This window comes from Streptomyces sp. NBC_00986, assembly GCF_045162565.1.
Taxonomy (GTDB): Bacteria; Actinomycetota; Actinomycetes; order Streptomycetales; family Streptomycetaceae; genus Streptomyces.
This window is the reverse complement of the sequence record NZ_CP108733.1, coordinates 9,354,410-9,375,356: the sequence shown is the minus strand read 5'-3', so window position 1 is coordinate 9,375,356 and position 20,947 is coordinate 9,354,410. Positions and strand designations below refer to the sequence as shown.

Sequence of the window (20,947 nt, the reverse complement as noted above, 5' to 3'; positions counted from 1 at the left end):
CAGGTTTGACTCGGCGTCACCAAGGAACGCGAGATGCGTCACAACATGGCGGCCCGGTTACGGGACGGTCCTGGCGCGGCACCGCAGGTAAACGTGCGTCAACACTGCGTAAGACCTCGGTGAACCCGATGTGCAATACCCCGGGCGCCGCGAGTATCGTCCTCACCTGCACAGATTTATATCGAACCCCCTTGACACCGGAGGGCCCGTTGTCCCGCTTCGCGCTCATCAAGGCACTGCTCGGACCGATCATGCGCCTGATGTTCCGCCCCCGGGTGGAGGGAATCGAGCACATCCCGGGAGACGGTCCGGTGATCCTGGCCGGCAACCACCTCACGTTCATCGACTCCATGATCCTTCCGCTGGTCTGCGACCGGCAGGTGCTGTTCATCGGCAAGGACGAGTACGTCACCGGTGAGGGGTTCAAGGGGCGTCTCATGGCCTGGTTCTTCACCGGGGTCGGGATGATTCCGGTCGACCGGGACGGGGCGAACGGTGGGGTCGCCGCGCTGATGACCGGCCGTCGCATTCTGGAAGAGGGCAAGGTCTTCGGGATCTACCCCGAGGGCACGCGGTCGCCCGACGGGCGTCTGTACCGGGGGCGGACCGGGATCGCTCGGCTCACCATGATGACCGGGGCGCCTGTTGTTCCGTTCGCGATGATCGGCACGGACAAGTTGCAGCCGGGTGGGGCGGGGTTTCCTCGGCCGGGGAAGGTGACTGTTCGGTTCGGTGAGGCGATGGAGTTCTCTCGGTATGAGGGGATGGATCGGGACCGGTATGTGTTGCGGGCTGTGACCGACTCTGTGATGACTGAGGTCATGCGGTTGTCTGGGCAGGAGTACGTCGACATGTATGCGACCAAGGCCAAGGCCGCATAAGCCTCCGGCGGTCGACCGGTTTTCGGGTGCGGGCGCGTTGTGGCTGGTCGCGCAGTTCCCCGCGCCCCTAAAGGGCGTCCTCCAGCCGCTGGCCCCGGAGCATGAACCATGCCGCAACCGCCGTTGCCAGTAGGACCGTTGCGCCTACCGCCGATGCGACGCTGAGGCCGCTGACGAAGGCCTCTCTTGCTGACGTCAGCATCTGCTGAGCCGTCTGTGTCGGCATGCTCGCCGCCGCTTCCACCGCGCCGCCCAACGACTCGTGCGCGCCGCTCGGTGTGCCCGCCGGGGATGCGAAGCCCCGGTACACGCCCGTCACGATCGAGCCGAGTACGGCGATGCCCAGGGCCGCGCCCAGCTCGTAGGCCGTTTCCGAGACCGCCGAGGCTGCTCCTGCCTGTTCCTTCGGGACGGAGGAGAGGATGACGTCGGCTGTCACCGTGAAGGAGAAGCCGGCGCCTACGCCGACCACCAGGAGCGCGACGCCCAGGAGCGGGTAGCCGGTCGACCGGTTCAGGGTTGTCAGGACGGCCAGTGCCAGGCCTACCGCTGCCAGGCCGCCGGCGACCACCGCGCGGACCGAGAAGCGGCGAGCCACCCTTCCCGCGATCAGGCCGGCCGCCACCGCGCCCACCGCTGCGGGGATTTCGGCCAGGCCTGCCTCGAACGGACCCCTGCCCTGGACCAGTTGAAGGTACTGGGAGAGGAAGAAGACCAGGCCGGACAGGCCGAGGATGGTCAGGAGGTCGGCGAGGACGGCCGCGCTGAAGCCGCGGTTGCGGAACAGGCGCATGTCCAACAGGGGGGCGGGGAGCGTGAGTTGGCGGCGTACGAACCAGTACAGGGCCGCCGCGCCCAGTACGCCCACCGCGAGCGAGGGCAGCTCGAAGCCGTGGGTCGCGGCCTCCTTCACCGCGTAGACCACTCCGATCACGCCGATCAGGGACAGGACCACGCTGATCAGGTCCCAGGGGCCCGGATTGGGGTTCTTGGACTCGGGGAGGGTTTTGATGCCTACCAGGACCAGGACCGCCATCACGGGCAGGTTGATGAGGAAGACCGAGCCCCACCAGAAGTGTTCGAGGAGGAAGCCGCCCGCCACCGGGCCGACTGCCGTACCGGCGGAGGCAGTTGCGCCCCAGATGCCCACGGCGAGACTGCGTTCGCGCGGGTCGTGGAAGAGGTTGCGGATCAGGGCGAGGGTGGCGGGCATCAGGGTCGCGCCCGCGACGCCGAGCAGCGCCCGTGCCAGGATCATCAACTCCGGTGTGGACGCATAGGCGTTGAGCACCGAGATCGCGCCGAACGCCGTGGCTCCGATCAGCAGGATCTTCTTCCGGCCGATGCGGTCGCCGAGGCTGCCCATCGACACGAGCAGGCCCGCGATGACGAAGGAGTAGACGTCGCCGATCCAGAGGAGTTGAGTGCCCGACGGCTTCAAGTCCTCGCTGATGTAAGGGGTCGCGAGGCCCAGGACGGTCGCGTCCACGGCCACCAGCAGCACGGCGAGCACGAGGACGGAGAGCGCGAGCCAACGGCCCGGGCGCTTCTCCGTCTCCGATGCGATCGCCGGCCGCAGGGTGCTGGTCATGATTCCTCTCTCTGTGTTTCGTTTCGTCGTAGTGCGCCGCCGAGCAGCAGCTCGGCGATCATGCGCGTGAAGTCCTTGGGGGCACCCTTGCCGCTCTGCACCATCCAGGCACCGGAGGCCAGCAGGCCGAACAGCGCCTCGGTGAGCCAGGCGGGCGTCAGGTCGATGCGGAACTCGCCGTCCTGCTGGCCGCGCCGGAACACGGCGGTGATGCGGTCGTCGATCCGGGCCCAGCCCTCGTGCTGCTCCTCGCCCTCGAACAGCTGGTTCTCGGTGTAGAGGAAGGCGAGCAGGCCGGCGGCCGGTTCGACCTCACGGACGAGCCGTCGCACGGCGTCCTCCGCGGGGTCCTCGTCCAGCCGCGCCGCCTCCAGCGCGGTCTCGCACTCCGCGATGCCGAGCGCCTCCAGCGCCCGTACGAGCGCGTCGCGGCCCGCGAACTGGCGGTGCAGCGTGGCCCGGCTGATCCCGGCCGCCTTGGCGACCTCGTCCATGGTCGCGGTGGACTTACGGGTCAGCAGGGCCGCGGCGGCGCGGAGTACGTGGTCACGGTCGAGAGCCATGAGACAACCATAACCCACATGAGACACTCATGTCTCATCACGGGCGTTGCCGTCTCATGAGTGCATCTGCCTCGCAGGTGGTCGGTTGCCTGGAACTGCTCAGTGCCAGGGCAGCCGGCCGCGCTTCTCCCAGTACACGTGCGGGTCCTCGGCCAGCGCGTCGAGGCGGGCCAGCTGGTCGTCGTTCAGGTCCACGACCGCCGCGTGCAGGTTGGAGGCCAGCTGCCCTGCCGTCGCCGCACCGGAGAGAGCCACGCCGGCCCACGGCTCGCGCAGGATCAGGGCCAGGGCGATCGCGTCCGTGCCGAGTGATGTCTCTTCGGCTACGGCCTTCAGGGCGTCCGGTGCGTACGGCTCCGCGAGCCTTCCGTTGGCCATGCCCTCCTTGACGATCACCGTGAGGCCGGCGTCGTGCGCCTCCGCCAGGGCGGGGCCCGCCGAGGTCTCCAGGGCGTTGTACGTCGACTGGACCGTACGGAAGAGGGGCTCGCCGTCGACCGTCACGGTGAGCGCGGCGCGGATCGCGTCGGCCTGGGCGGGGCCGCTGGTCGAGAAGCCGACGGTCACGCCCGTCGCCGCCAACTCGGCCAGTTTCGCGTGGAGTTCCTTGTCGGTGAGGGCCGGGCTGTCCGGGGTCACCGAGTGGATCTGGTAGAGGTCCAGGCGGTCGCCGAGGAGGTTCGCGGTCTCGGCGCGCTGACGGTCGTAGGTCTGGACGCTGTGGTCCTTGACCTCGTGCGTCTCGGCGTCCGCCGACCAGTCCGCGGTGTAGGTGTAGCCCCACTTGCTGCCGACCACGATGTCGTCCAGGTCGGGGTGGGACTTCAGCCAGTCGGCGAGGAACTCCTCGGAGCGGCCGTAGGAGCGGGCTGCGTCGAAGTAGCGGACGCCTTGCGCGTAGGCGGCGTCCAGGAGTTCGTGGGTTCGGGTGCGGAGGGCTTCTACGGTGCGGTGCGCTCCGAGGTCTTCTTCTCGGCCCAGGTTGATGTAGCCGGGGCGGCCTACTGCGGCGAGGCCCAGTCCGATGTGGCTGGTGGGGGTTGTTGCGTTGGCCAGTCGGGCGAAGGGCATCGCGGGCTCCGGTTGGTCGGCTCCAGTACGGCTCTGACCAACGTAACCCCGGATGACCTTCGCCCTAGAGCTCGGGTTCTTCAGGTGATTTGGCGACTACGGGTGCGTCGTGGCTTGTCGCGCAGTTCCCCGCGCCCCCCACCCAAGGGCCTGCGGCCCTACTTCCTCTTCGCCGTGGCCCACTCGTACTGAGCCGCCAAATCCCGCTTCACCTCTGCCAGTTGGATGGCGACCGCGCTCGGGGCCGTGCCGCCTCGGGCGTTGCGGGAGGCCAGGGCGCCGGGGACGTTGAGGACCGTGCGGACCTCGGGGGTGAGGTGCGGGGAGATCTTCGCGAACTGTTCGTCGGTGAGGCCGTCGAGTTCGATGCCCTCGGACTCGGCGACCTTGACGCACTCGCCCGCGACCTCGTGGGCCACCCGGAAGGGAACGCCCTGCTTGACCAGCCACTCGGCGATGTCCGTGGCCAGGGAGAAGCCGGCCGGGGCCAGTTCTTCCATGCGGTCGCGGTGGATGGTGAGGGTGGCCATCATGCCGGTGAACGCCGGGAGCAGGACCTCGAGTTGGTCGATGGAGTCGAAGACCGGCTCCTTGTCCTCCTGGAGGTCGCGGTTGTAGGCGAGCGGGAGGGCCTTGAGCGTGGCCATCAGGCCGGTCAGGTTGCCGATCAGGCGGCCCGACTTGCCGCGTGCCAGCTCCGCGATGTCCGGGTTCTTCTTCTGCGGCATGATCGACGAGCCGGTGGAGAACGCGTCGTGCAGGGTCACGAAGGAGAACTCCTTCGTGTTCCAGATGATGATCTCCTCCGCGATCCGGGAGAGGTTCACCCCGATCATCGCCGTGATGAAGGCGAACTCGGCGACGAAGTCGCGGGAGGCCGTGCCGTCGATCGAGTTGGCGACACTGCCGTGCTCGAAGCCGAGGTCCTTCGCCACCGCCTCCGGGTCCAGACCGAGGGAGGAACCCGCGAGGGCGCCCGAGCCGTACGGCGAGACCGCCGTGCGCTCGTCCCACTGGCGCAGGCGCTCCGCGTCCCGGGACAGGGGCTGCACGTGGGCCAGCACGTGGTGGGCGAACAGCACCGGCTGGGCGTGCTGGAGGTGGGTGCGGCCGGGCATCGCCACGTCCGGGTGGGCCTCCGCGAGGCCGACCAGCGCGTCCTGGAGGTCGGCGATCAGGCCGCCGATCGTGCGGGCGTGGTCGCGCAGGTACATCCGGAAGAGGGTCGCGACCTGGTCGTTGCGGGAGCGGCCCGCGCGCAGCTTGCCGCCGAGGTCGGGGCCGAGGATCTCCAACAGGCCGCGTTCCAGGGCCGTATGGACGTCCTCGTCGGCGATCGTACCGACGAGGGAGCCGTCGGCGACGTTCGCTTCGAGCTGGTCGAGGCCTGCGAGCATGCGGTTCAGCTCGTCGTCCGTGAGGAGGTTCGCCTTGTGCAGCACGCGCGCGTGGGCGCGGGAACCGGCGATGTCGTAGGGCGCGAGCCGCCAGTCGAAGTGGACGGACGCGGACAGCTTCGCCAGGGCCTCGGCGGGACCGTCGGCGAAACGACCGCCCCAGAGCCGTACGTCACCGCTGTTGCTGCTCACTTGCGCTGCTCCTCAAAGGCTGTGGATGGGGGTCGTCGTTCTGTGGTGCCCCTGCATTGTCTCGCATGCATGATTATGCAGAGCTATGCATGATTCGTCAATTTGAAAGAACCTTGAACATCAGCAACCGCTTTCCCGTACCTCTCGCCGAACGCAGGCGCCGCGTTTCCCCCACGAGTCATCCCCTGTTCACCCCTGACCCGAGTGAGGCATTCGCATGTCCAGGGCTCTCCCCAAGTACAACAAGCGTCGCGTCGTGTTCATCGGCGGTGCCGCCGCCGTGGTGCTGTCCGGCGCGGTCATCGCCGGGTCCGCTCTCGCCGGGACGCCGGACAAGAGCAGCTCCGCGCAGAGCGCCCGGACGTTGGCCGACCCGGGGACGATCTCCTGCCCCGACGTGAAGTCGCAGCTGCCCGCTGTTCCGGCTTCCGCGCAGGCCGAGGTCGACCGCAACCTCACCCTCCTCGACACCCAGATCGCCGAGGCCAACAAGCGACTCGTCGACACGGTCGGGCAAGGCGGGGCGAACTTCGTCCAGAACGCGATCCTCGGCCCCCTGAAGGACAAGCGGGTCTCGACGATCGACCGGATCGCCATCGCCATCGGCCGTCAGGGCACCAAGCCGACCGGGCTCGACTCCCTGGCCACCTGCGCCCTGAACACCGGTGGGACCGACGTCGGCGGGACGGAGACGGGCGGTACCGACACCGGCACGGACACCGGCGCGACCGACACCGCCACCCCCAGCGCCACGGCGTCCGCCACCGACGCGGCCGGCGGGACGGACACCAGCACGGCGGTCGGGACCATCTCGTGCCCCGACGTGAAGTCGCAACTGCCCGCTGTTCCGGCTTCGGCTCAGGCCGAGGTCGACCGGAACCTCGCCCTTCTCGACACCCAGATCGCCGAGGCCAACAAGCGGCTCGTCGACACGGTCGGACAGGGTGGCGCCAACTTCGTCCAGAACGCGATCCTCGGCCCGCTGGCGGACAAGCGGGTCTCGACGATCGACCGGATCGCCATCGCCATCGGCCGTCAGGGCACCAAGCCCTCCGGTCTCGACTCCCTGGCCGCCTGCACGCTCACCAAGTGACGTGACAGGCAGCCGTGGCCGCCCCGATGAACGCCGGCCGGGGCGGCCACGGTCATGCCCGGACCGGTCTCGTCTTCCCTGTTCGGCCCATCTGAGCTGCCGTCACCTTGTCCGCGCTCTACCGTCTGAGCCATGCGTCCCGGTGTTGTCGCCCTCGCGTCCGCGTCCCTTCTTCTGCTGCTCGGTGCGGTGCCCGCGCGTGCGGCGGAGCCTCCGTCACCCTCGTCGCTCGCGGACACCGGGGGTGGGAGTCAGCTGATCCTGGCGGCGACGCCGCGTGCCAACTCCACTTCCGGGACGTTGAGTTGGTGGGAGCGGCGGGGTGGCGTGTGGGTCAAGGTCGGTTCTGCCGCCGCTCGGTTCGGGGCGAAGGGGCTTGTCGAGGGGCGGGCGCGTAAGCAGGGGTCGTACACGACTCCCACCGGGTTGTACGACCTGCCGTACGCCTTCGGGATCAAGGCGGCTCCGGGTGGGACCAAGGCCAAGTACCGGCGGGTTGGCGGGAGTTCGTGGTGGTGTGAGGACACTCGGTCTCGGGTCTACAACCGGTGGAGTGAGCCGCTGGCGGGTGACTGTCGGGCGAGTGAGTCCGAGCGGTTGATCTCTTATCCGGCCCAGTATGCGTATGGGTTCGTCGTTGGGTTCAACTACGCCAAGCCCGTGAAGGGGCGGGGTGCCGGGATCTTTTTGCATGTCAACGGGCGTGGGGCTACCGCTGGTTGTGTGTCTGTGCCGGGGGATGCGATGCGGAGGATTCTTGCGTGGGTTGTTCCTGGGCGGGGGCCGCATATTGTTATCGGGACGGTGAGCGGGGCTACGGCTATTACTCGGTACTGAATTGCGAGAGCGCCGTTCACATGTCGGTCGTCTGGCGCGTGCGGGGCGGATGTGGCCGGTCGCGCAGTTCCCCGCGCCCCTGAGGGGGTCAGGCCGGCGGGAGTCGGACCGTGAACGTTGTCGAGCCCGGGCGGCTCTCCAGCTTCACGCTTCCCCCGTGCGCCTGCGCCACCGCCGCCACGATCGACAGGCCCAGCCCCGCTCCTCCTCCCCCGCCATCCGCCCGGCGGCGGTCTGCTCGGGTGAAGCGTTCGAAGACTCCCGGTTGGACCTCCGCCGGGACTCCCGGGCCGTTGTCGTGGACCACCAAGCGGGTCACTCCATCGCCCGTCTCCACGGCCACCGTCACCTTCGTGCCCACCGGTGTGTGCAGACGTGCGTTGGCCAACAGGTTGGCCAACAGTTGTTGGAGGCGGTGGGCGTCGCCCGTGACCGTGATCGGTTCCTCGGGGAGTTGCAGGGTCCAGCGGTGGTCGGGGCCGGCGGCGCGCGCGTCGGTGACGGCGTCGAGGACCAGGTGGGTGAGGTCGACCGGGCGGCGTTCCAGGGGGCGGCCGGCGTCGAGGCGGGCGAGGAGGAGCATCTCGTCGACCATGACGCCCATGCGGGCGGACTCCGCCGCGATGCGTTCCAGCGCCCGGGTGACCTTCGGCGGGACGGGGTCCGGGTGCAGCAGGGCGAGTTCGGCGTGGCCCCGGATCGACGCCACCGGGGTGCGCAGCTCGTGGCTCGCGTCGGCCGCGAAGCTGCGGAGGCGTTCCTCGCTGGCGTGCCGGTGGGTGAGCGCGTCCTCGACATGGCCGAGCATGCGGTCGAAGGCACCGGCTACGCGGCCCACCTCGCTGCGCGGATCGGACTCGGGTGCCCGGGGCGGCAGGGTCACCTCGCCGCTGGCCAGCGGGAGTTCACTGACCCGGGTGGCCGTGGCGGCGACCCGGCTGAGCGGCCGTAGCGACCAGCGCACCCAGAGCGCGCCCGCGAAGCCGGTGATCAGGAGCGCCGCGCCGAAGACGATCGCCTCGACCGTTTCCAGTCGGTGGACGGTGGCCTCCACCGACTCCAGGGGCAGGCCGGTGATCATCACGTCGCCGTCCCGGCCCGCCGAGGCGAGGACCCGGTACCTGTCGAGGGACGAGAGGTGGATGGTGTGGGCCCTGCCGTCGACCGGGACCGCGGCGAGTTCCCTGCGGTCGCGCCCGGAGAGGGTGACCTTGAGGTCGGTCGTGGTGTCGTCCTTGTCGGCGGGTACGACCGCCGCGTTGGTGACGGTGCCGTCGACCAGGCGGGCGCCGAACGTGCCCGGCGCCTGCCTGCGGGTGTCGCCGCGTTCCCGGTCGTCGGCGTCGTGGTCGGTCAGCGTCTGGCCCTTGTGCTCCAGGCTGGCCGGGAACTGGGTCCCGACCTCGGTCAGCTGCTGGTCGAGGCGGCCGGTGAGGAACCCGTCCAGCTCGATCACCGCGGCCACCCCTACGGCGGCGCAGCTGACCGCCAGCAGCACCACCAGGCCCGCCGTGAGGCGCGCCCGCAGGGTGTGCGGCCGGGGCAGTCGCGCCAGCCGGCGCCCGACGGCTCGCGGTCCCCGGCCCATCACACGACCGGCTTGAGCACGTACCCGGCCCCGCGCACGGTGTGGATCATGGGCGCGCGGCCCACGTCCACCTTCTTGCGCAGGTACGAGATGTACAGCTCGACCACGTGGGCCTGGCCGCCGAAGTCGTAGGACCAGACGCGGTCGAGGATCTGGGCCTTGCTGAGGACGCGGCGCGGGTTGCGCATGAGGAAGCGGAGCAGTTCGAACTCGGTCGGGGACAGCTCGACGAGGTCACCCGCGCGGGTGACCTCGCGGGCCTCCTCGTCCATGACCAGGTCGCCGACGACGATCCGGGGGCCCTCCTCCTGCTGGCGGGCCATGCCCGCGCGGCGCAGCAGTCCGCGCAGCCGGGCGACGACCTCCTCCAGGCTGAAGGGTTTGGTGACGTAGTCGTCGCCGCCGGCGGTGATGCCGGCGATGCGGTCCTCGACCGTGTCCCGGGCGGTGAGGAAGAGCACGCAGACGTCGGGCTTGACCTCGTGCAGGGAGCGCAGCACGGCGAAGCCGTCGGTGTCCGGGAGCATCACGTCGAGGACGACGGCGTCGGGCCGCAGCTCGCGCGCGCCGACGAGCGCGGAGGCGCCGTCACCGGCCGCGCGGACCTCCCAGCCCTCGTAGCGCAGGGCGCCGGAGAGCACCTCGGCGAGGTCGGGGTCGTCGTCGACGACGAGGACGCGCACGGGGGTGCCGTCGGGGCGGGTGAGGGCCGGTCGGCCGGAGCGGGTCGTGTTCATGGCGTTTACCAGCATCTCCCCTGGCGGCGTCCTCGGCCGCCGTGAGCGGCTCTGAGTTTCCTCTGAGAAAGCTGAGAAAGGCGTTCGCTGAGAGATCCCTCAGAGGTTCGGCCCGCACAGTTGCGTGCAGGACGGGTGAAAGGACGCTCACATGACCACCGTGTACGAACGGCGGACGGCACCGCCTGTGGCGCCGGTCCCCCGGCGTTCACCGGCGGGCGCCGTGCTCGGGCTGCTGTGGGCCGGGGCGGCGGCCGCGGTCGCCCTCTGGTGGGCGGACACCGGGTCGGTCGTCGGGGCCGCGGGCTGGCTGACCGGGATCGGGCGGATCGCCGGGCTGCTGTGCGGGTACGCCTGCGCGGTGCTGGTGGGTCTGATGGCGCGGGTGCCGCTGCTGGAGCGGCGGGTCGGCTCGGACCGGGTGGCCCGCTGGCACGCGATGGCCGGCCGCTACACGGTCTGCCTGCTGGTCGTGCACATCGTGTTCATCCTGCTCGGCTACGCGGCCCAGGACCGTGCCTCGGTCGTGCACGAGACGGTCACTGTGGTCCTGGACTACCCGGACATGCTGAAGGCGACGTTCGGGGCGGTCATCCTGTTCGCGGTCGGCATCACCTCGGCCCGCGCCGCGCGGCGCAGGCTCAGCTACGAGTTCTGGTACTACGTCCATCTCCTCACGTACGTCGCCGTGTTCCTCACCTTCTTCCACCAGCTGTCCCTGGGCAACGAGTTCAACGGCCACGCGGGCGCGACGGACGCCTGGTACGCGCTGTATCTCGGCGTCGCGGCCCTGGTCCTCTGGTACCGGATCCTCGCCCCGGTGCGGCTCAACCTGCGGCACCGGCTGCGGGTCGAGTCGGTGCACCGGGAGGCGCCGGGTGTGTACTCCGTCGTCGTACGCGGCCGGCATGTCGACGAACTCGGCGCGCAGGCAGGGCAGTTCTTCCGCTGGCGGTTCTTCGGCGAGGGCATGGGCTGGACGTCGACGCCGTACTCCCTGTCGGCGCCGCCCCGCGGGGACCTGCTGCGGATCACGGTCAAGGCGCTCGGCGACCACAGCGCTGCCGTGCCGTTGCTGCGGCCGGGGGCGCGGGTGTGGGCGGAGGGGCCGTACGGGTCGATGACCGCCCAACGGGGTTCCGGGAAGCGGTCGTTGCTCATCGCGGCCGGGGTCGGGATCACGCCGTTGCGGGCGCTGTTCGAGACGCTGCCGGGTGAGGTGACGTTGCTGTACCGGGCGCGGACCGCCCAAGACCTGGCGTTGGGCGGGGAGTTGGAGGCGATCGCGCAGTGGCGCGGGGCGAAGGTCCTGTACGCGCTCAACGGGCCGCAGGGGCAACGACCTTCACTCGGTGCGGCGGCGCTCCGCGAGGCCGTGCCCGATCTCGCCGGGCACGACGTGTACCTCTGCGGTCCGCACGCGTTCGCCCAGGAGTTGTACGGGGCGCTGTGTGCCGCGGGTGTGCCGGACCGTCGTATCCATCACGAGTCGTTCGAGCTGTGAGGCCGTCGTGCATCCGTTGAAGAAGAACCGCCCGCTGCGCCGGATCGTGCTGGCCAGTGCGGTCACCGCGTCCGGTCTGGTGATGCTGCTGGCGCTGAAGCCGCACACGGCGCCCGCGATAGCGGCGTCGCCCGCGACCGCGCCGTCTAGCAGTTCCAGTTCCGGTACCGGTACGGGGTCCGGCGGTTCGACCGCCACCGGCACCAAGACCGTCACCGGCGAGACCGCGCAGACCCGTTGGGGTCCCGTGCAGGTGAAGATCACCGTCAAGAACGGCAAGATCACCGATGTCACCGCCGTCCAGTCGCCGTCGGACAATCCGCGCGACCAGGAGATCAACTCCTATGCCCTGCCGGAGTTGCGGCGCGAGGTGCTCGCCGCGCAGAGCGCGAGCATCGACACGGTGTCGGGAGCCACCTACACAAGTGACGGTTACCGCCAGTCACTCCAGTCCGCACTGGACTCCGCGGGACTCTGAACGCACAGGCGCAACGGCACGTACTTCAGGGCCAAGGGACCAGCCCACCCCCCTTGCCCCGTCCACGGAGGAACCGTGACCACCACGCTCGCAGGCGGACGTGCCGCCCGCCGACAGACGATGCGCCGCATCCGCCCGCGCCGCTCCCCAGCGACCCTGCTGCTGCTCGCCGTCTGGGCGGGTGCGGTCGGGGTGCTGTGGATGTGGTGGCACAACACGCCGTCCATCGCCGACCAGAACGGCAAGATCCTCAACGCGGGCCGTATCACCGGCCTGTTGGCCGGTTATCTGATGGCACTCGTCGTGCTGCAGATGGCCCGCGTGCCCGCCCTGGAACGCCGGGTCGGCTCCGACCGGGTCGCCCGCTGGCACGCGATGAGCGGCCGCTACACGCTCTGCCTGGTCTTCGCGCACGTCTTCCTCATCATGTGGGGCTACGCCCTCCAGGCGGGCAAGACGCTGAGCGACATCGTCCAGCAGACCATCGACTCGGTGAACCAGCTGCCCGACATGGGCAAGGCCGCCATCGGCACCGGACTGTTCCTCCTCATCGGCCTCTCCTCGATCGGCGCCGTCCGCCGCAGGCTGCCGTACGACACCTGGTACCACGTCCACCTGCTGACGTACGCGGCGGTGTTCCTGACCTTCTGGCACCAGATCACCACCGGCAACGACTTCGCGCTGACGCCGATCGCCAAGACCGTCTGGTACGGGCTGTACGGCACGGTCACCGCGCTGGTCGTCTGGTACCGGATCCTCACCCCGATCCGCCTCAACATGCGGCACCGGATGCGGGTCGAGGCGGTCATCGAGGAGACGCCCGGCATCGTGTCGGTGCTGATCAGCGGGCGCAAGCTGCACCGGATCGGCGCGGAGGCGGGGCAGTTCTTCCGCTGGCGGTTCCTGGCGCCGGGCATGCGGTTCAGCTCGCACCCCTACTCACTGTCGGCGGCGCCCCGACCGAACATGCTGCGGATCACGGTCAAGGCGATCGGCGACCACAGCGCCCGGCTGCGCGAACTGCGGCCCGGCACCAAGGTGTGGGCCGAGGGCCCGTACGGCGCGCTGACCTCGCAGCGGCGCACCCGCGGCAAGGTGCTGCTGGTCGCGGGCGGCGTCGGCATCACGCCGATGCGGGCGCTGTTCGAGACGCTGCCCGGCGCGGCCGGTGACATCACGCTGCTCTACCGGGCCAACACCACCCAGGACCTGGCCCTGTGGGACGAGCTGGCGAAGATCGCCGACGAGCGCGGCGCCCGGCTGATGTACGCGGTGAACAGCCCCGACGGGGAACGCCCCGACATCTCGGCGGAGTCCCTGCGGCGCAAGATCTCCGACATCGACAACCACGACGTCTTCATGTGCGGGCCGCCCGGCTTCGCGCAGTCGGTCTACGAAGCACTGCGCGGCGCGGGGGTTCCCGCCCGCCGCATCCATCACGAGTCGTTCGAGATGTGAGCGACGGGAGTCAGGAGCGATGAAGAAGAGCCACCCCATCCGGCGTGTTTTGCTCGCGAGCGCCGCCACCGTGTCCGGGATCGTGCTGCTGCTCTCCCTGAAGCCGGCGTCGGATCCAGCCTCCGCGTCCGCGCAGGGTGCGGGGACCCAGGGCGCCGCCGCCGCGCAGGAGTCGCCCCAGGGCGGTACCGCGGCGGCCGGGACCTCCACGGTCACGGGCGCCGTCGCCCAGACCCAGTACGGGGTCGTCCAGGTACGCCTGACCGTCGCCAACGGCAAGATCACCAAGGCCGAGGCGGTCCAGGCACCCAAGGGCGGCACCAGCGACCAGAAGACCGCGCTGTCCGTGCCCAAGCTCAACCAGGAAGTGGTCGCCACCCAGAGCGCGGACATCACGTCCGTGTCCGGGGCGAGCTACACCAGCGCCGGCTACAAGCAGTCCCTGCAGTCGGCCATCGACAAGATGAAGGCGGCCGGCGCCAACACGGCTGCCCCGTCCCAGAGTTCGGCCGCCGGGTCGGGTCAGGCCGCCCAGGCCAAGACCGTCACCGGTGATGTCGCGACGACCGAGTACGGGCCCGTCCAGGTCCGGATCACCGTCGCGAACGGCAAAATCACCAAGGCCGAGGCGGTGCAGGCGCCCAAGGGCGGCACCAGCGACCAGAAGACGGCGCTGGCGATCCCCAAGCTCAACCAGGAGGCCGTCGCGGCCGGGAGCGCGACCATCGACTCCGTGTCGGGCGCGTCGTACACCAGCGGCGGTTACAAGCAGTCCCTGCAGTCGGCGCTGGACAAGGCCGGTGGCTGACACGGTGACCGATCCCGCGGCGGCTCCCGCCGAACTGCGGCACGCCGAGGAGGTCATGGGGACGGTGTTCTCCTTCGACATCCGCGGCGGGGAGCCCGAGGCCGTCCGCGCGGCGCTGGAGCAGGCGATCGCGCAATTGCACCGCGTCAACGAGGTGTTCAGCACCTACCGCGAGGACAGTCAGGTCTCCCGGCTGGCCCGCGGCGAGCTGACCCTGGCCGAGTGCGACGCCGAGGTCGCCGAGGTGCTGGAGCTGGGCGCCGAGGCGGAGCGGGTGAGCGCCGGCTGGTTCAGCACCACGTACGAGGGACAGCTCGACCCGACCGGCATCGTGAAGGGCTGGGCCGCCGAACGCGCGGCCGAGCTGATCACGGCGGCGGCCGGGGTGAGCGGGGTCAGCGTGAACGGCGGCGGAGACGTCCAGATGTTCGGCACGCCGGGACCGCACCGGCCCTGGCGGGTCGGCGTCTCCGACCCGCTCCGCCCGGGCGGTCTCGCGGCCGTCATCTCGGCTGCGGGCACCGCCCAGTTGGCCGTGGCGACCTCCGGTACGGCGGAGCGCGGGGCGCACATCGTGGACCCGAGCACCGGCAAGTCCGCGGTGACGGACCTGGTCGCGGTCACGGTCGTGGCACCGCGTCTGACCTGGGCCGACTGCTGGGCCACGGCCGCGTTCGCGATGGGCTCGCGCGAGGGTCTGGCCTGGCTGGAGTCGCTCCCGGACGTGGAAGCCCTGCTCATCACGGCGGGCGACGAGGTGCGCTGCACGGGCGGCCTCGCGGCCAGACTCGGCTGAAGCCCCATGCGAGTCGGGGGCGCACCGGACAACTCCGGTGCGCCCCCGACTCGTTGGTCGTACGGGTACGTCAGTGGTCGTTCTGCGCCAGCCGCAGCAGATGGTCCGCGAGGGCCTGGCCGCCGAGCGGGTCCCGGCTGATCAGCAGGAGCGTGTCGTCGCCGGCGATGGTGCCGAGGATGTCCTGGAGTTCGGCCTGGTCGATCGCCGAGGCGAGGAACTGGGCGGCGCCCGGCGGGGTGCGCAGGACCACGAGGTTGGCGGAGGCCTCCGCGGAGATCAGCAGCTCGGAGGAGAGCCGCCGCATCCGCTCCTCCTTCGCCGACTCCCCCAGCGGCACGCGCGGAGTGCGGAAACCGCCCTCGCTCGGCACCGCGTAGATGAGGTCGCCGTCGTTGTTGCGGATCTTCACCGCGTTCAGCTCGTCCAGGTCCCGGGAGAGCGTCGCCTGGGTGACGCTCAGCCCGTCGTCGGACAGCAGCTTCGCCAACTGGCTCTGGGAACGCACCGGTTGCCGGTTGAGGATGTCCACGATCCGGCGGTGGCGGGCGGTGCGGGTCTGCGGCACGGCAGGCCCCGCGGTGTGCTCGTGCTCCTGCGCCTGACTCATCGTCGACTCATTCTCCGGATCATCCGTCCCCCTTGGCCACGTCCAGGACACCGGGCAGCGCCCGGAGGAACGCGTCCGCCTCGTCGTCGCCGAGGTTCAGCGGTGGCATCAGCCGTACGACATCGGGGGCGGGCGCGTTGACCAGGAAGCCGGCGTCCTGAGCCGCCTGTTGCACCTGGGGCGCGAGCGGCTCGGTGAGCACGATACCCAGGAGGAGCCCCGCGCCCCGGACATAATCGATCAACGGGTGGCCCAGCGACTCGATTCCGTCCCGCAGCTTCTCGCTCTGCCGCTTGACGTTCTCCAGCAACCCCTCGTTCGCGATGGTGTCGAGGACCGCGAGTCCGGCGGCGCAGGCGACCGGGTTGCCGCCGAACGTCGTGCCGTGCTGACCCGGCTGGAGCAGCTCGGCCGCGCGCCCGAAGGCCACGGTGGCGCCGAGCGGCAGCCCGCCGCCGAGCCCCTTCGCGAGGGTCACGACATCGGGCAGGACGCCTTCGTGGGCCTGGTACTCGAACCAGTGCCCGGTACGGCCGACCCCGGTCTGCACCTCGTCGAGCACCAGCAGCGCACCGTGCGCGGCGGTGATCGCGCGGGCTGCCTTCAGGTACCCGGCGGGCGGTACGACGACCCCGTTCTCGCCCTGGATCGGCTCGATGATGACGAGCGCGGTCTCGTCGGTGACGGCGGCGGCGAGGGCCTGCGCGTCGCCGTAGGGCACGTGCGTGACATCGCCGGGCAGCGGAAGGAACGGCTCCTGCTTGGCGGACTGGCCGGTGAGGGCGAGGGAGCCCATCGTCCGGCCGTGGAAGGCGCCTTGGGTGGCGACCATGTGCTGACGGCCCGTCAACCGGCCGATCTTGAAAGCGCCTTCGTTGGCCTCGGCACCCGAGTTGCAGAAGAACACCTTGCCGTCCCGGCCGAAGCGCTCGATGAGCCGTTCGGCGAGGGTGACGGGCGGTTCGGCGATGAACAGGTTGGAGACATGGCCGAGTTGGGCGATCTGCGTGCTGACGGCCTCGACGATCGCCGGGTGCGCGTGCCCGAGCGCGTTGACCGCGATCCCGCCGACGAAGTCGGTGTACTCGTTGCCGTCGGCGTCCCACAGCTTGGCGCCCGCGCCGCGGACGAGGGGGAGCTTGGGGGTGCCGTAGTTGTTCATGAGCGACCCCTGCCACCGCTGGGTCAGGTCCTCATTCGCGGTCATACGGCATCCCCCTGCTTCTTGCCGGACTTCTTGGCGGACTTCTTCTTGGCGGGTTTCGCGTCGGGCAGTTCGTCCGGCACGACCATCGTGCCGATGCCCTCGTCGGTGAAGATCTCCAGCAGGATCGAGTGCTGGACCCGGCCGTCGATGACGCGGGCGGTGGTCACGCCGTTGCGTACGGCGTGCAGACAGCCCTCCATCTTCGGCACCATCCCGGAGCTCAACTCCGGGAGCAGCTTCTCGAGTTCGGTGGCGGTGAGGCGGCTGATCACCTCGTCGCTGTGGGGCCAGTCCTCGTAGAGACCCTCGACGTCCGTGAGGACCATGAGGGTCTCGGCCCCCAGCGCAGCAGCGAGTGCCGCAGCAGCCGTATCAGCATTGACGTTGTAGACATGTCCGTCGTCCTCGCTCCTGGCGATCGACGAGACGACCGGGATACGGCCGTCCGCGAGCAGTGCCTCGATCGCGCCGGTGTCGATCGCGGTGATCTCGCCCACCCGCCCGATGTCGACCAACTCCCCGTCGATCTCGGGCAGATGCTTGGTGGCGGTGATGGTGTGCGCGTCCTCGCCGGTCAACCCGACGGCGAGCGGACCGTGTTGGTTGAGCAGCCCGACCAGCTCGCGCTGCACCTGGCCCGCGAGGACCATCCGTACGACGTCCATGGCGTCCTCGGTGGTGACACGCAGGCCGGCCTTGAACTCGCTGACGATGCCGTGCCGGTCGAGAGCGGCGCTGATCTGCGGGCCCCCGCCGTGCACGACGACGGGCTTGAGCCCCGCGTGGTGCAGGAACACGACGTCCTGGGCGAACGCGGCCTTCAGGTCCTCGTCGATCATGGCGTTGCCGCCGAACTTGATGACGACGGTCTTGCCGTTGTGCCGGGTCAGCCAGGGCAGCGCCTCGATGAGGATCTGCGCCTTGGGCAGCGCGGTGTGCTTGCGAGTAGTGCTCATGACGAGTACGCGCTGTTCTCGTGGACGTAGTCCGCGGTGAGGTCGTTGGTCCAGATCGTCGCGGTCTCGGTGCCGGCGGCGAGGTCGGCGACGATGTGCACCTCGCGGTAGCGCATGTCGACCTTCTCGCGGTCCTCGCCGACGCCCCCGTTCTTGCAGACCCACACACCATTGATGGCGACGTTGAGCTGGTCGGGTTCGAAGGCGGCCTTGGTGGTGCCAATGGCGGACAACACCCGTCCCCAGTTGGGGTCTTCGCCATGGATCGCGCACTTGAGGAGGTTGTTACGGGCGATGGAACGGCCGACTTCCACGGCCTCGTCCTCGCTCGCGGCGTTGATCACCTCGACCTTGATGTCCTTGCTGGCGCCCTCGGCGTCGCGGATGAGCTGCTGCCCGAGGTCGTCACAGACGGCGCGGACGGATTCGGCGAACTCGGCGTACTCCGGGGTGACTTGGGAGGCGCCGGAGGCGAGCAGCAGGACGGTGTCGTTGGTGGACATGCAGCCGTCGGAGTCGACCCGGTCGAAGGTGGTGCGGGTGGCGGCCCGAAGTGCCGTGTCCAGTACGGCACTTTCGACGTCGGCGTCGGTGGTGAGGACGACGAGCATGGTGGCGAGGCCCGGGGCGAGCATGCCGGCGCCCTTGGCCATGCCGCCGACGGTCCAGCCGTCCTTGGTGGTCACGACGGCGGTCTTGTGGACGGAGTCGGTCGTCTTGATGGCGATGGCGGCCTTCTCGCCCCCGTGCGGGGAGAGTTGACCGGCGGCGGACTCAACTCCCGTCAGCAGCTTGTCCATCGGGAGCAGGAGTCCGATGAGTCCGGTGGAGGCGACGGCGACCTCGGCCGCATTGTGGCCCAGCACGTCCGCAACCTTCTCGGCGGTGGCGTGGGTGTCCTGGAAGCCCTTCGGACCCGTACAGGCGTTGGCGCCACCGGAGTTGAGGACGACGGCGGAGACCTTGCCACCCTTCAGCACCTGCTCGGACCAGAGGACCGGCGCGGCTTTGACGCGGTTGGAGGTGAAGACGCCCGCGGCGGCGAGGCGGGGCCCGGTGTTGACCACGAGGGCCAGGTCCGGGTTGCCGTTCTCCTTGATCCCGGCGGCGATACCCGCGGCCGTGAATCCCTGTGCTGCCGTCACACTCACGGCGCGACTCCGATCGTAGAAAGCCCGGTGGTCTCGTCGAGCCCGAGGGCAAGGTTCATGCTCTGTACGGCACCGCCCGCGGTGCCCTTGGTCAGGTTGTCGATGGCGCTGATCGCGATGATGCGTCCCGCGGCCTCGTCGTACGCGACCTGCACCTGAACGGCGTTGGAACCGTAGACGGACGCCGTCGCGGGCCACTGTCCCTCGGGAAGCAGGTACACGAAGGGTTCGTCGGCGAAGGCCTTCTCGTATGCGGCACGCACGGACTCGCCGGTGACGCCGGGCTTGGCCTTGGCGCTGCACGTGGCGAGGATGCCGCGGGGCATCGGCGCGAGGGTGGGAGTGAAGGAGACGGTGACGGGCTCGCCGCCCGCCGCGCCGAGGTTCTGGATGATCTCGGGGGTGTGCCGGTGGCCGCCGCCGACGCCGTAGGGCGACATCGACCCCATGACCTCACTGCCCAGCAGGTGCGCCTTGGGGGCTTTGCCCGCGCCGGAGGTGCCGGAGGCGGCGACGATCACGGCCTCGTTCTCGGCGAGCCCGGCGGCATACGCCGGGAAGAGCGCGAGGGAGGCGGCCGTCGGATAGCAGCCGGGCACGGCGATGCGCTTGGAGCCCTCCAACGCGGCGCGGGCGCCCGGGAGTTCGGGCAGGCCGTAGGGCCAGGTGCCGGCGTGCGCGGAGCCGTAGAACTTCTCCCAGTCGGCCGCGTCCTTCAGCCGGAAGTCGGCGCCCATGTCGACGACGAGGACGTCCGGGCCGAGTTGCTCGGCGACGGCGGCGGACTGCCCGTGCGGCAACGCGAGGAAGACGACGTCGTGTCCGGCGAGGACTTCGGGGGTAGTTTCCTGGAGGACTCGGTCGGCGAGCGGCAGCAGGTGCGGTTGCAGCGCGCCGAGTTTCTGTCCGGCGTTGGAGTTGCCGGTCAGGGCACCGATCTCGACCTCGGGGTGCGCCAGGAGCAGACGCAGGAGTTCCCCACCCGCGTATCCACTCGCTCCGGCCACTGCCGCACGTACCGCCATGGAACCCTCCTCTTCGATGGCATGACTATACGTTTCGCTGCACGTTTATGCAATCCGAGGGGGTGGGTATGCACCCAGGTCGGCGCGACCAGGATTTTGGGGATGACTGGGTACGTCGGTGGAGCTGGACACGGCTGGTAGGCGACGGCAAGGCCTGCTGGCCGGTCCGGGATATGGCTCACGTACCGGTGCTGGTGTCCCGCCCGATGCGGGGCGCCTGCTGGTCGCGCTGGACCTCTTGAGGGCATCGGAGGTGCTGTCGCAGCCGTTCCGGCTGGACTCCGAGCATGCGGGTGGGCCGGCCTGGCGCATCCCGGACTTCCTGGCCGTGATCGGCGGCCGGATGTGGCTGCTGGATGTCCGGCCGATGAAGCTGATCAAGGAAGGGGACGCGCTGAAGTCCGCGGCGCCGGGGAAGTGGCGGCCACCGAGGCCGCCTCGTCGACGCCTTCGGTCGGACCGGGGCCGGCGAGCCCGTAGTAGCCGATCGTGCCCCCGGTATCACCGTGAACCCGGCTGGGACGGCATGGGCTTCGAGCCGGTCCCGGGCGTGGTACCCGGCTCATTTCCGCTCCAGCGGCTCGTACACCAGCCGGTCGCCGTAGTACCTCGGATCTCTCGCGAAGCCAGACACGGCCTGCGGTTTCCCACCGGCAGCCTCCGGCGGGACGGTCCCCGTCAACCGAACGATGGGCTACGGCCGGGCAGGGAGGAGGGGGAGACGCACGGTGCGGCCCTGCAGGTGGAAGCCGAACGGGGCCACGATCTCCTCGCCCAGATTCGTGGCCGGCCATTGGTCGTCCCCGGCTTCGCCGCAGCGCACGTACAGCGTGCTGTCGACCCCTAGGAGGAGCAGGGCGCCGCAGGCGCTCGCGGACGTGATCGGCGAAGGCGAGCTTGCCCTCTTCCCAGGCGTCGCGGACCTTCTTGTGCGCGGTGGGCAGCTTGTGCGTCACCAGCGGCCAGGCGTAGCCCGGCCCGGGAAGGCGTGCGCCGCGGAAGGC

19 protein-coding genes are annotated in these 20,947 nt (G+C 70.0%); 8 read left to right on the top strand and 11 right to left on the bottom strand.

The window, feature by feature from the left end; genetic code table 11:
* The first annotated feature begins 128 nt into the window (after nucleotides 1–128).
* Complete coding sequence (locus OG504_RS42115; RefSeq protein WP_405994488.1) at nucleotides 129–881, top strand: lysophospholipid acyltransferase family protein; 753 nt, start codon at nucleotides 129–131, stop codon at nucleotides 879–881.
* Between the two features lie 67 nt (nucleotides 882–948).
* On the opposite strand, the gene OG504_RS42110 is transcribed toward OG504_RS42115, so the two are convergent.
* The 4 genes from OG504_RS42110 to argH form a co-directional block, all read right to left on the bottom strand.
* Entirely contained in the window at nucleotides 949–2,472 is a 1,524-nt protein-coding gene (locus tag OG504_RS42110; protein ID WP_405994487.1) for an MFS transporter, read from the bottom strand.
* Complete coding sequence (locus tag OG504_RS42105; protein ID WP_405994486.1) at nucleotides 2,469–3,035, bottom strand: TetR/AcrR family transcriptional regulator; 567 nt, start codon at nucleotides 3,033–3,035, stop codon at nucleotides 2,469–2,471. Before OG504_RS42105 ends, OG504_RS42110 begins: the two co-directional genes overlap by 4 nt.
* 99 nt (nucleotides 3,036–3,134) lie before the next feature.
* Nucleotides 3,135–4,106 carry an aldo/keto reductase gene (locus OG504_RS42100; RefSeq protein WP_405994485.1) on the bottom strand — a complete coding sequence of 324 codons (972 nt, stop codon included), beginning with the start codon at nucleotides 4,104–4,106 and terminating at the stop codon, nucleotides 3,135–3,137.
* Nucleotides 4,107–4,264: 158 nt separating this feature from the next.
* Complete coding sequence (argH, locus tag OG504_RS42095; RefSeq protein ID WP_405994484.1) at nucleotides 4,265–5,695, bottom strand: argininosuccinate lyase; 1,431 nt, start codon at nucleotides 5,693–5,695, stop codon at nucleotides 4,265–4,267.
* Nucleotides 5,696–5,912: 217 nt separating this feature from the next.
* Here argH and OG504_RS42090 point away from each other — a divergent pair, with 217 nt between their 5' ends.
* Both OG504_RS42090 and OG504_RS42085 read left to right on the top strand, forming a co-directional pair.
* On the top strand, nucleotides 5,913–6,788 hold the full coding sequence (locus OG504_RS42090; protein WP_405994483.1) for a hypothetical protein: 876 nt from the start codon (nucleotides 5,913–5,915) through the stop codon (nucleotides 6,786–6,788).
* A 132-nt stretch (nucleotides 6,789–6,920) separates the two neighbouring features.
* Nucleotides 6,921–7,625: a L,D-transpeptidase gene (locus OG504_RS42085; protein WP_405994482.1), complete on the top strand. Its 705-nt coding sequence runs from the start codon at nucleotides 6,921–6,923 to the stop codon at nucleotides 7,623–7,625.
* Nucleotides 7,626–7,713: 88 nt separating this feature from the next.
* Here OG504_RS42085 and OG504_RS42080 read toward each other — a convergent pair whose 3' ends face one another.
* Together OG504_RS42080 and OG504_RS42075 are read right to left on the bottom strand one after the other, a co-directional pair.
* Nucleotides 7,714–9,213 carry a sensor histidine kinase gene (locus OG504_RS42080; RefSeq protein WP_405994481.1) on the bottom strand — a complete coding sequence of 500 codons (1,500 nt, stop codon included), beginning with the start codon at nucleotides 9,211–9,213 and terminating at the stop codon, nucleotides 7,714–7,716.
* A complete protein-coding gene (locus OG504_RS42075; RefSeq protein WP_405994480.1) occupies nucleotides 9,213–9,950 on the bottom strand; it encodes a response regulator transcription factor in 738 nt (245 codons plus the stop codon). The genes OG504_RS42080 and OG504_RS42075 overlap by 1 nt, the downstream gene beginning before the upstream one ends.
* Nucleotides 9,951–10,101: 151 nt before the next feature.
* Between OG504_RS42075 and OG504_RS42070 the strand changes: the two genes are divergently transcribed.
* The 5 genes from OG504_RS42070 to OG504_RS42050 all read left to right on the top strand — a co-directional run bounded on the left by OG504_RS42070 (nucleotide 10,102) and on the right by OG504_RS42050 (nucleotide 14,994).
* Nucleotides 10,102–11,454 (top strand): ferric reductase-like transmembrane domain-containing protein, encoded by a 1,353-nt coding sequence (locus tag OG504_RS42070; protein ID WP_405994479.1) that lies wholly within the window; start codon nucleotides 10,102–10,104, stop codon nucleotides 11,452–11,454.
* A gap of 7 nt (nucleotides 11,455–11,461) precedes the next feature.
* Entirely contained in the window at nucleotides 11,462–11,932 is a 471-nt protein-coding gene (locus OG504_RS42065; protein WP_405994478.1) for an FMN-binding protein, read from the top strand.
* 75 nt (nucleotides 11,933–12,007) lie between these two features.
* Nucleotides 12,008–13,390 carry a ferric reductase-like transmembrane domain-containing protein gene (locus OG504_RS42060; protein ID WP_405994477.1) on the top strand — a complete coding sequence of 461 codons (1,383 nt, stop codon included), beginning with the start codon at nucleotides 12,008–12,010 and terminating at the stop codon, nucleotides 13,388–13,390.
* Nucleotides 13,391–13,409: 19 nt separating this feature from the next.
* Nucleotides 13,410–14,198: an FMN-binding protein gene (locus OG504_RS42055; protein ID WP_405994476.1), complete on the top strand. Its 789-nt coding sequence runs from the start codon at nucleotides 13,410–13,412 to the stop codon at nucleotides 14,196–14,198.
* Complete coding sequence (locus tag OG504_RS42050) at nucleotides 14,191–14,994, top strand: FAD:protein FMN transferase (protein ID WP_405994475.1); 804 nt, start codon at nucleotides 14,191–14,193, stop codon at nucleotides 14,992–14,994. Before OG504_RS42055 ends, OG504_RS42050 begins: the two co-directional genes overlap by 8 nt.
* Before the next feature lie 70 nt (nucleotides 14,995–15,064).
* Here OG504_RS42050 and OG504_RS42045 read toward each other — a convergent pair whose 3' ends face one another.
* From OG504_RS42045 to argC, 5 genes are read right to left on the bottom strand one after another with little or no spacing between them, the layout of a single operon-like run.
* Nucleotides 15,065–15,604, bottom strand: a complete 540-nt coding sequence (locus tag OG504_RS42045; protein ID WP_019059868.1) for an arginine repressor — start codon at nucleotides 15,602–15,604, stop codon at nucleotides 15,065–15,067.
* A 19-nt stretch (nucleotides 15,605–15,623) separates the two neighbouring features.
* Entirely contained in the window at nucleotides 15,624–16,811 is a 1,188-nt protein-coding gene (locus OG504_RS42040) for an acetylornithine transaminase (RefSeq protein WP_405994474.1), read from the bottom strand.
* Nucleotides 16,808–17,767 carry an acetylglutamate kinase gene (argB, locus tag OG504_RS42035; RefSeq protein ID WP_405994473.1) on the bottom strand — a complete coding sequence of 320 codons (960 nt, stop codon included), beginning with the start codon at nucleotides 17,765–17,767 and terminating at the stop codon, nucleotides 16,808–16,810. The genes OG504_RS42040 and argB overlap by 4 nt, the downstream gene beginning before the upstream one ends.
* Nucleotides 17,764–18,918: a bifunctional glutamate N-acetyltransferase/amino-acid acetyltransferase ArgJ gene (gene argJ / locus OG504_RS42030; RefSeq protein WP_405994472.1), complete on the bottom strand. Its 1,155-nt coding sequence runs from the start codon at nucleotides 18,916–18,918 to the stop codon at nucleotides 17,764–17,766. The genes argB and argJ overlap by 4 nt, the downstream gene beginning before the upstream one ends.
* A complete protein-coding gene (gene argC / locus OG504_RS42025) occupies nucleotides 18,915–19,943 on the bottom strand; it encodes an N-acetyl-gamma-glutamyl-phosphate reductase (RefSeq protein WP_405994471.1) in 1,029 nt (342 codons plus the stop codon). The genes argJ and argC overlap by 4 nt, the downstream gene beginning before the upstream one ends.
* Nucleotides 19,944–20,947: the final 1,004 nt, after the last annotated feature.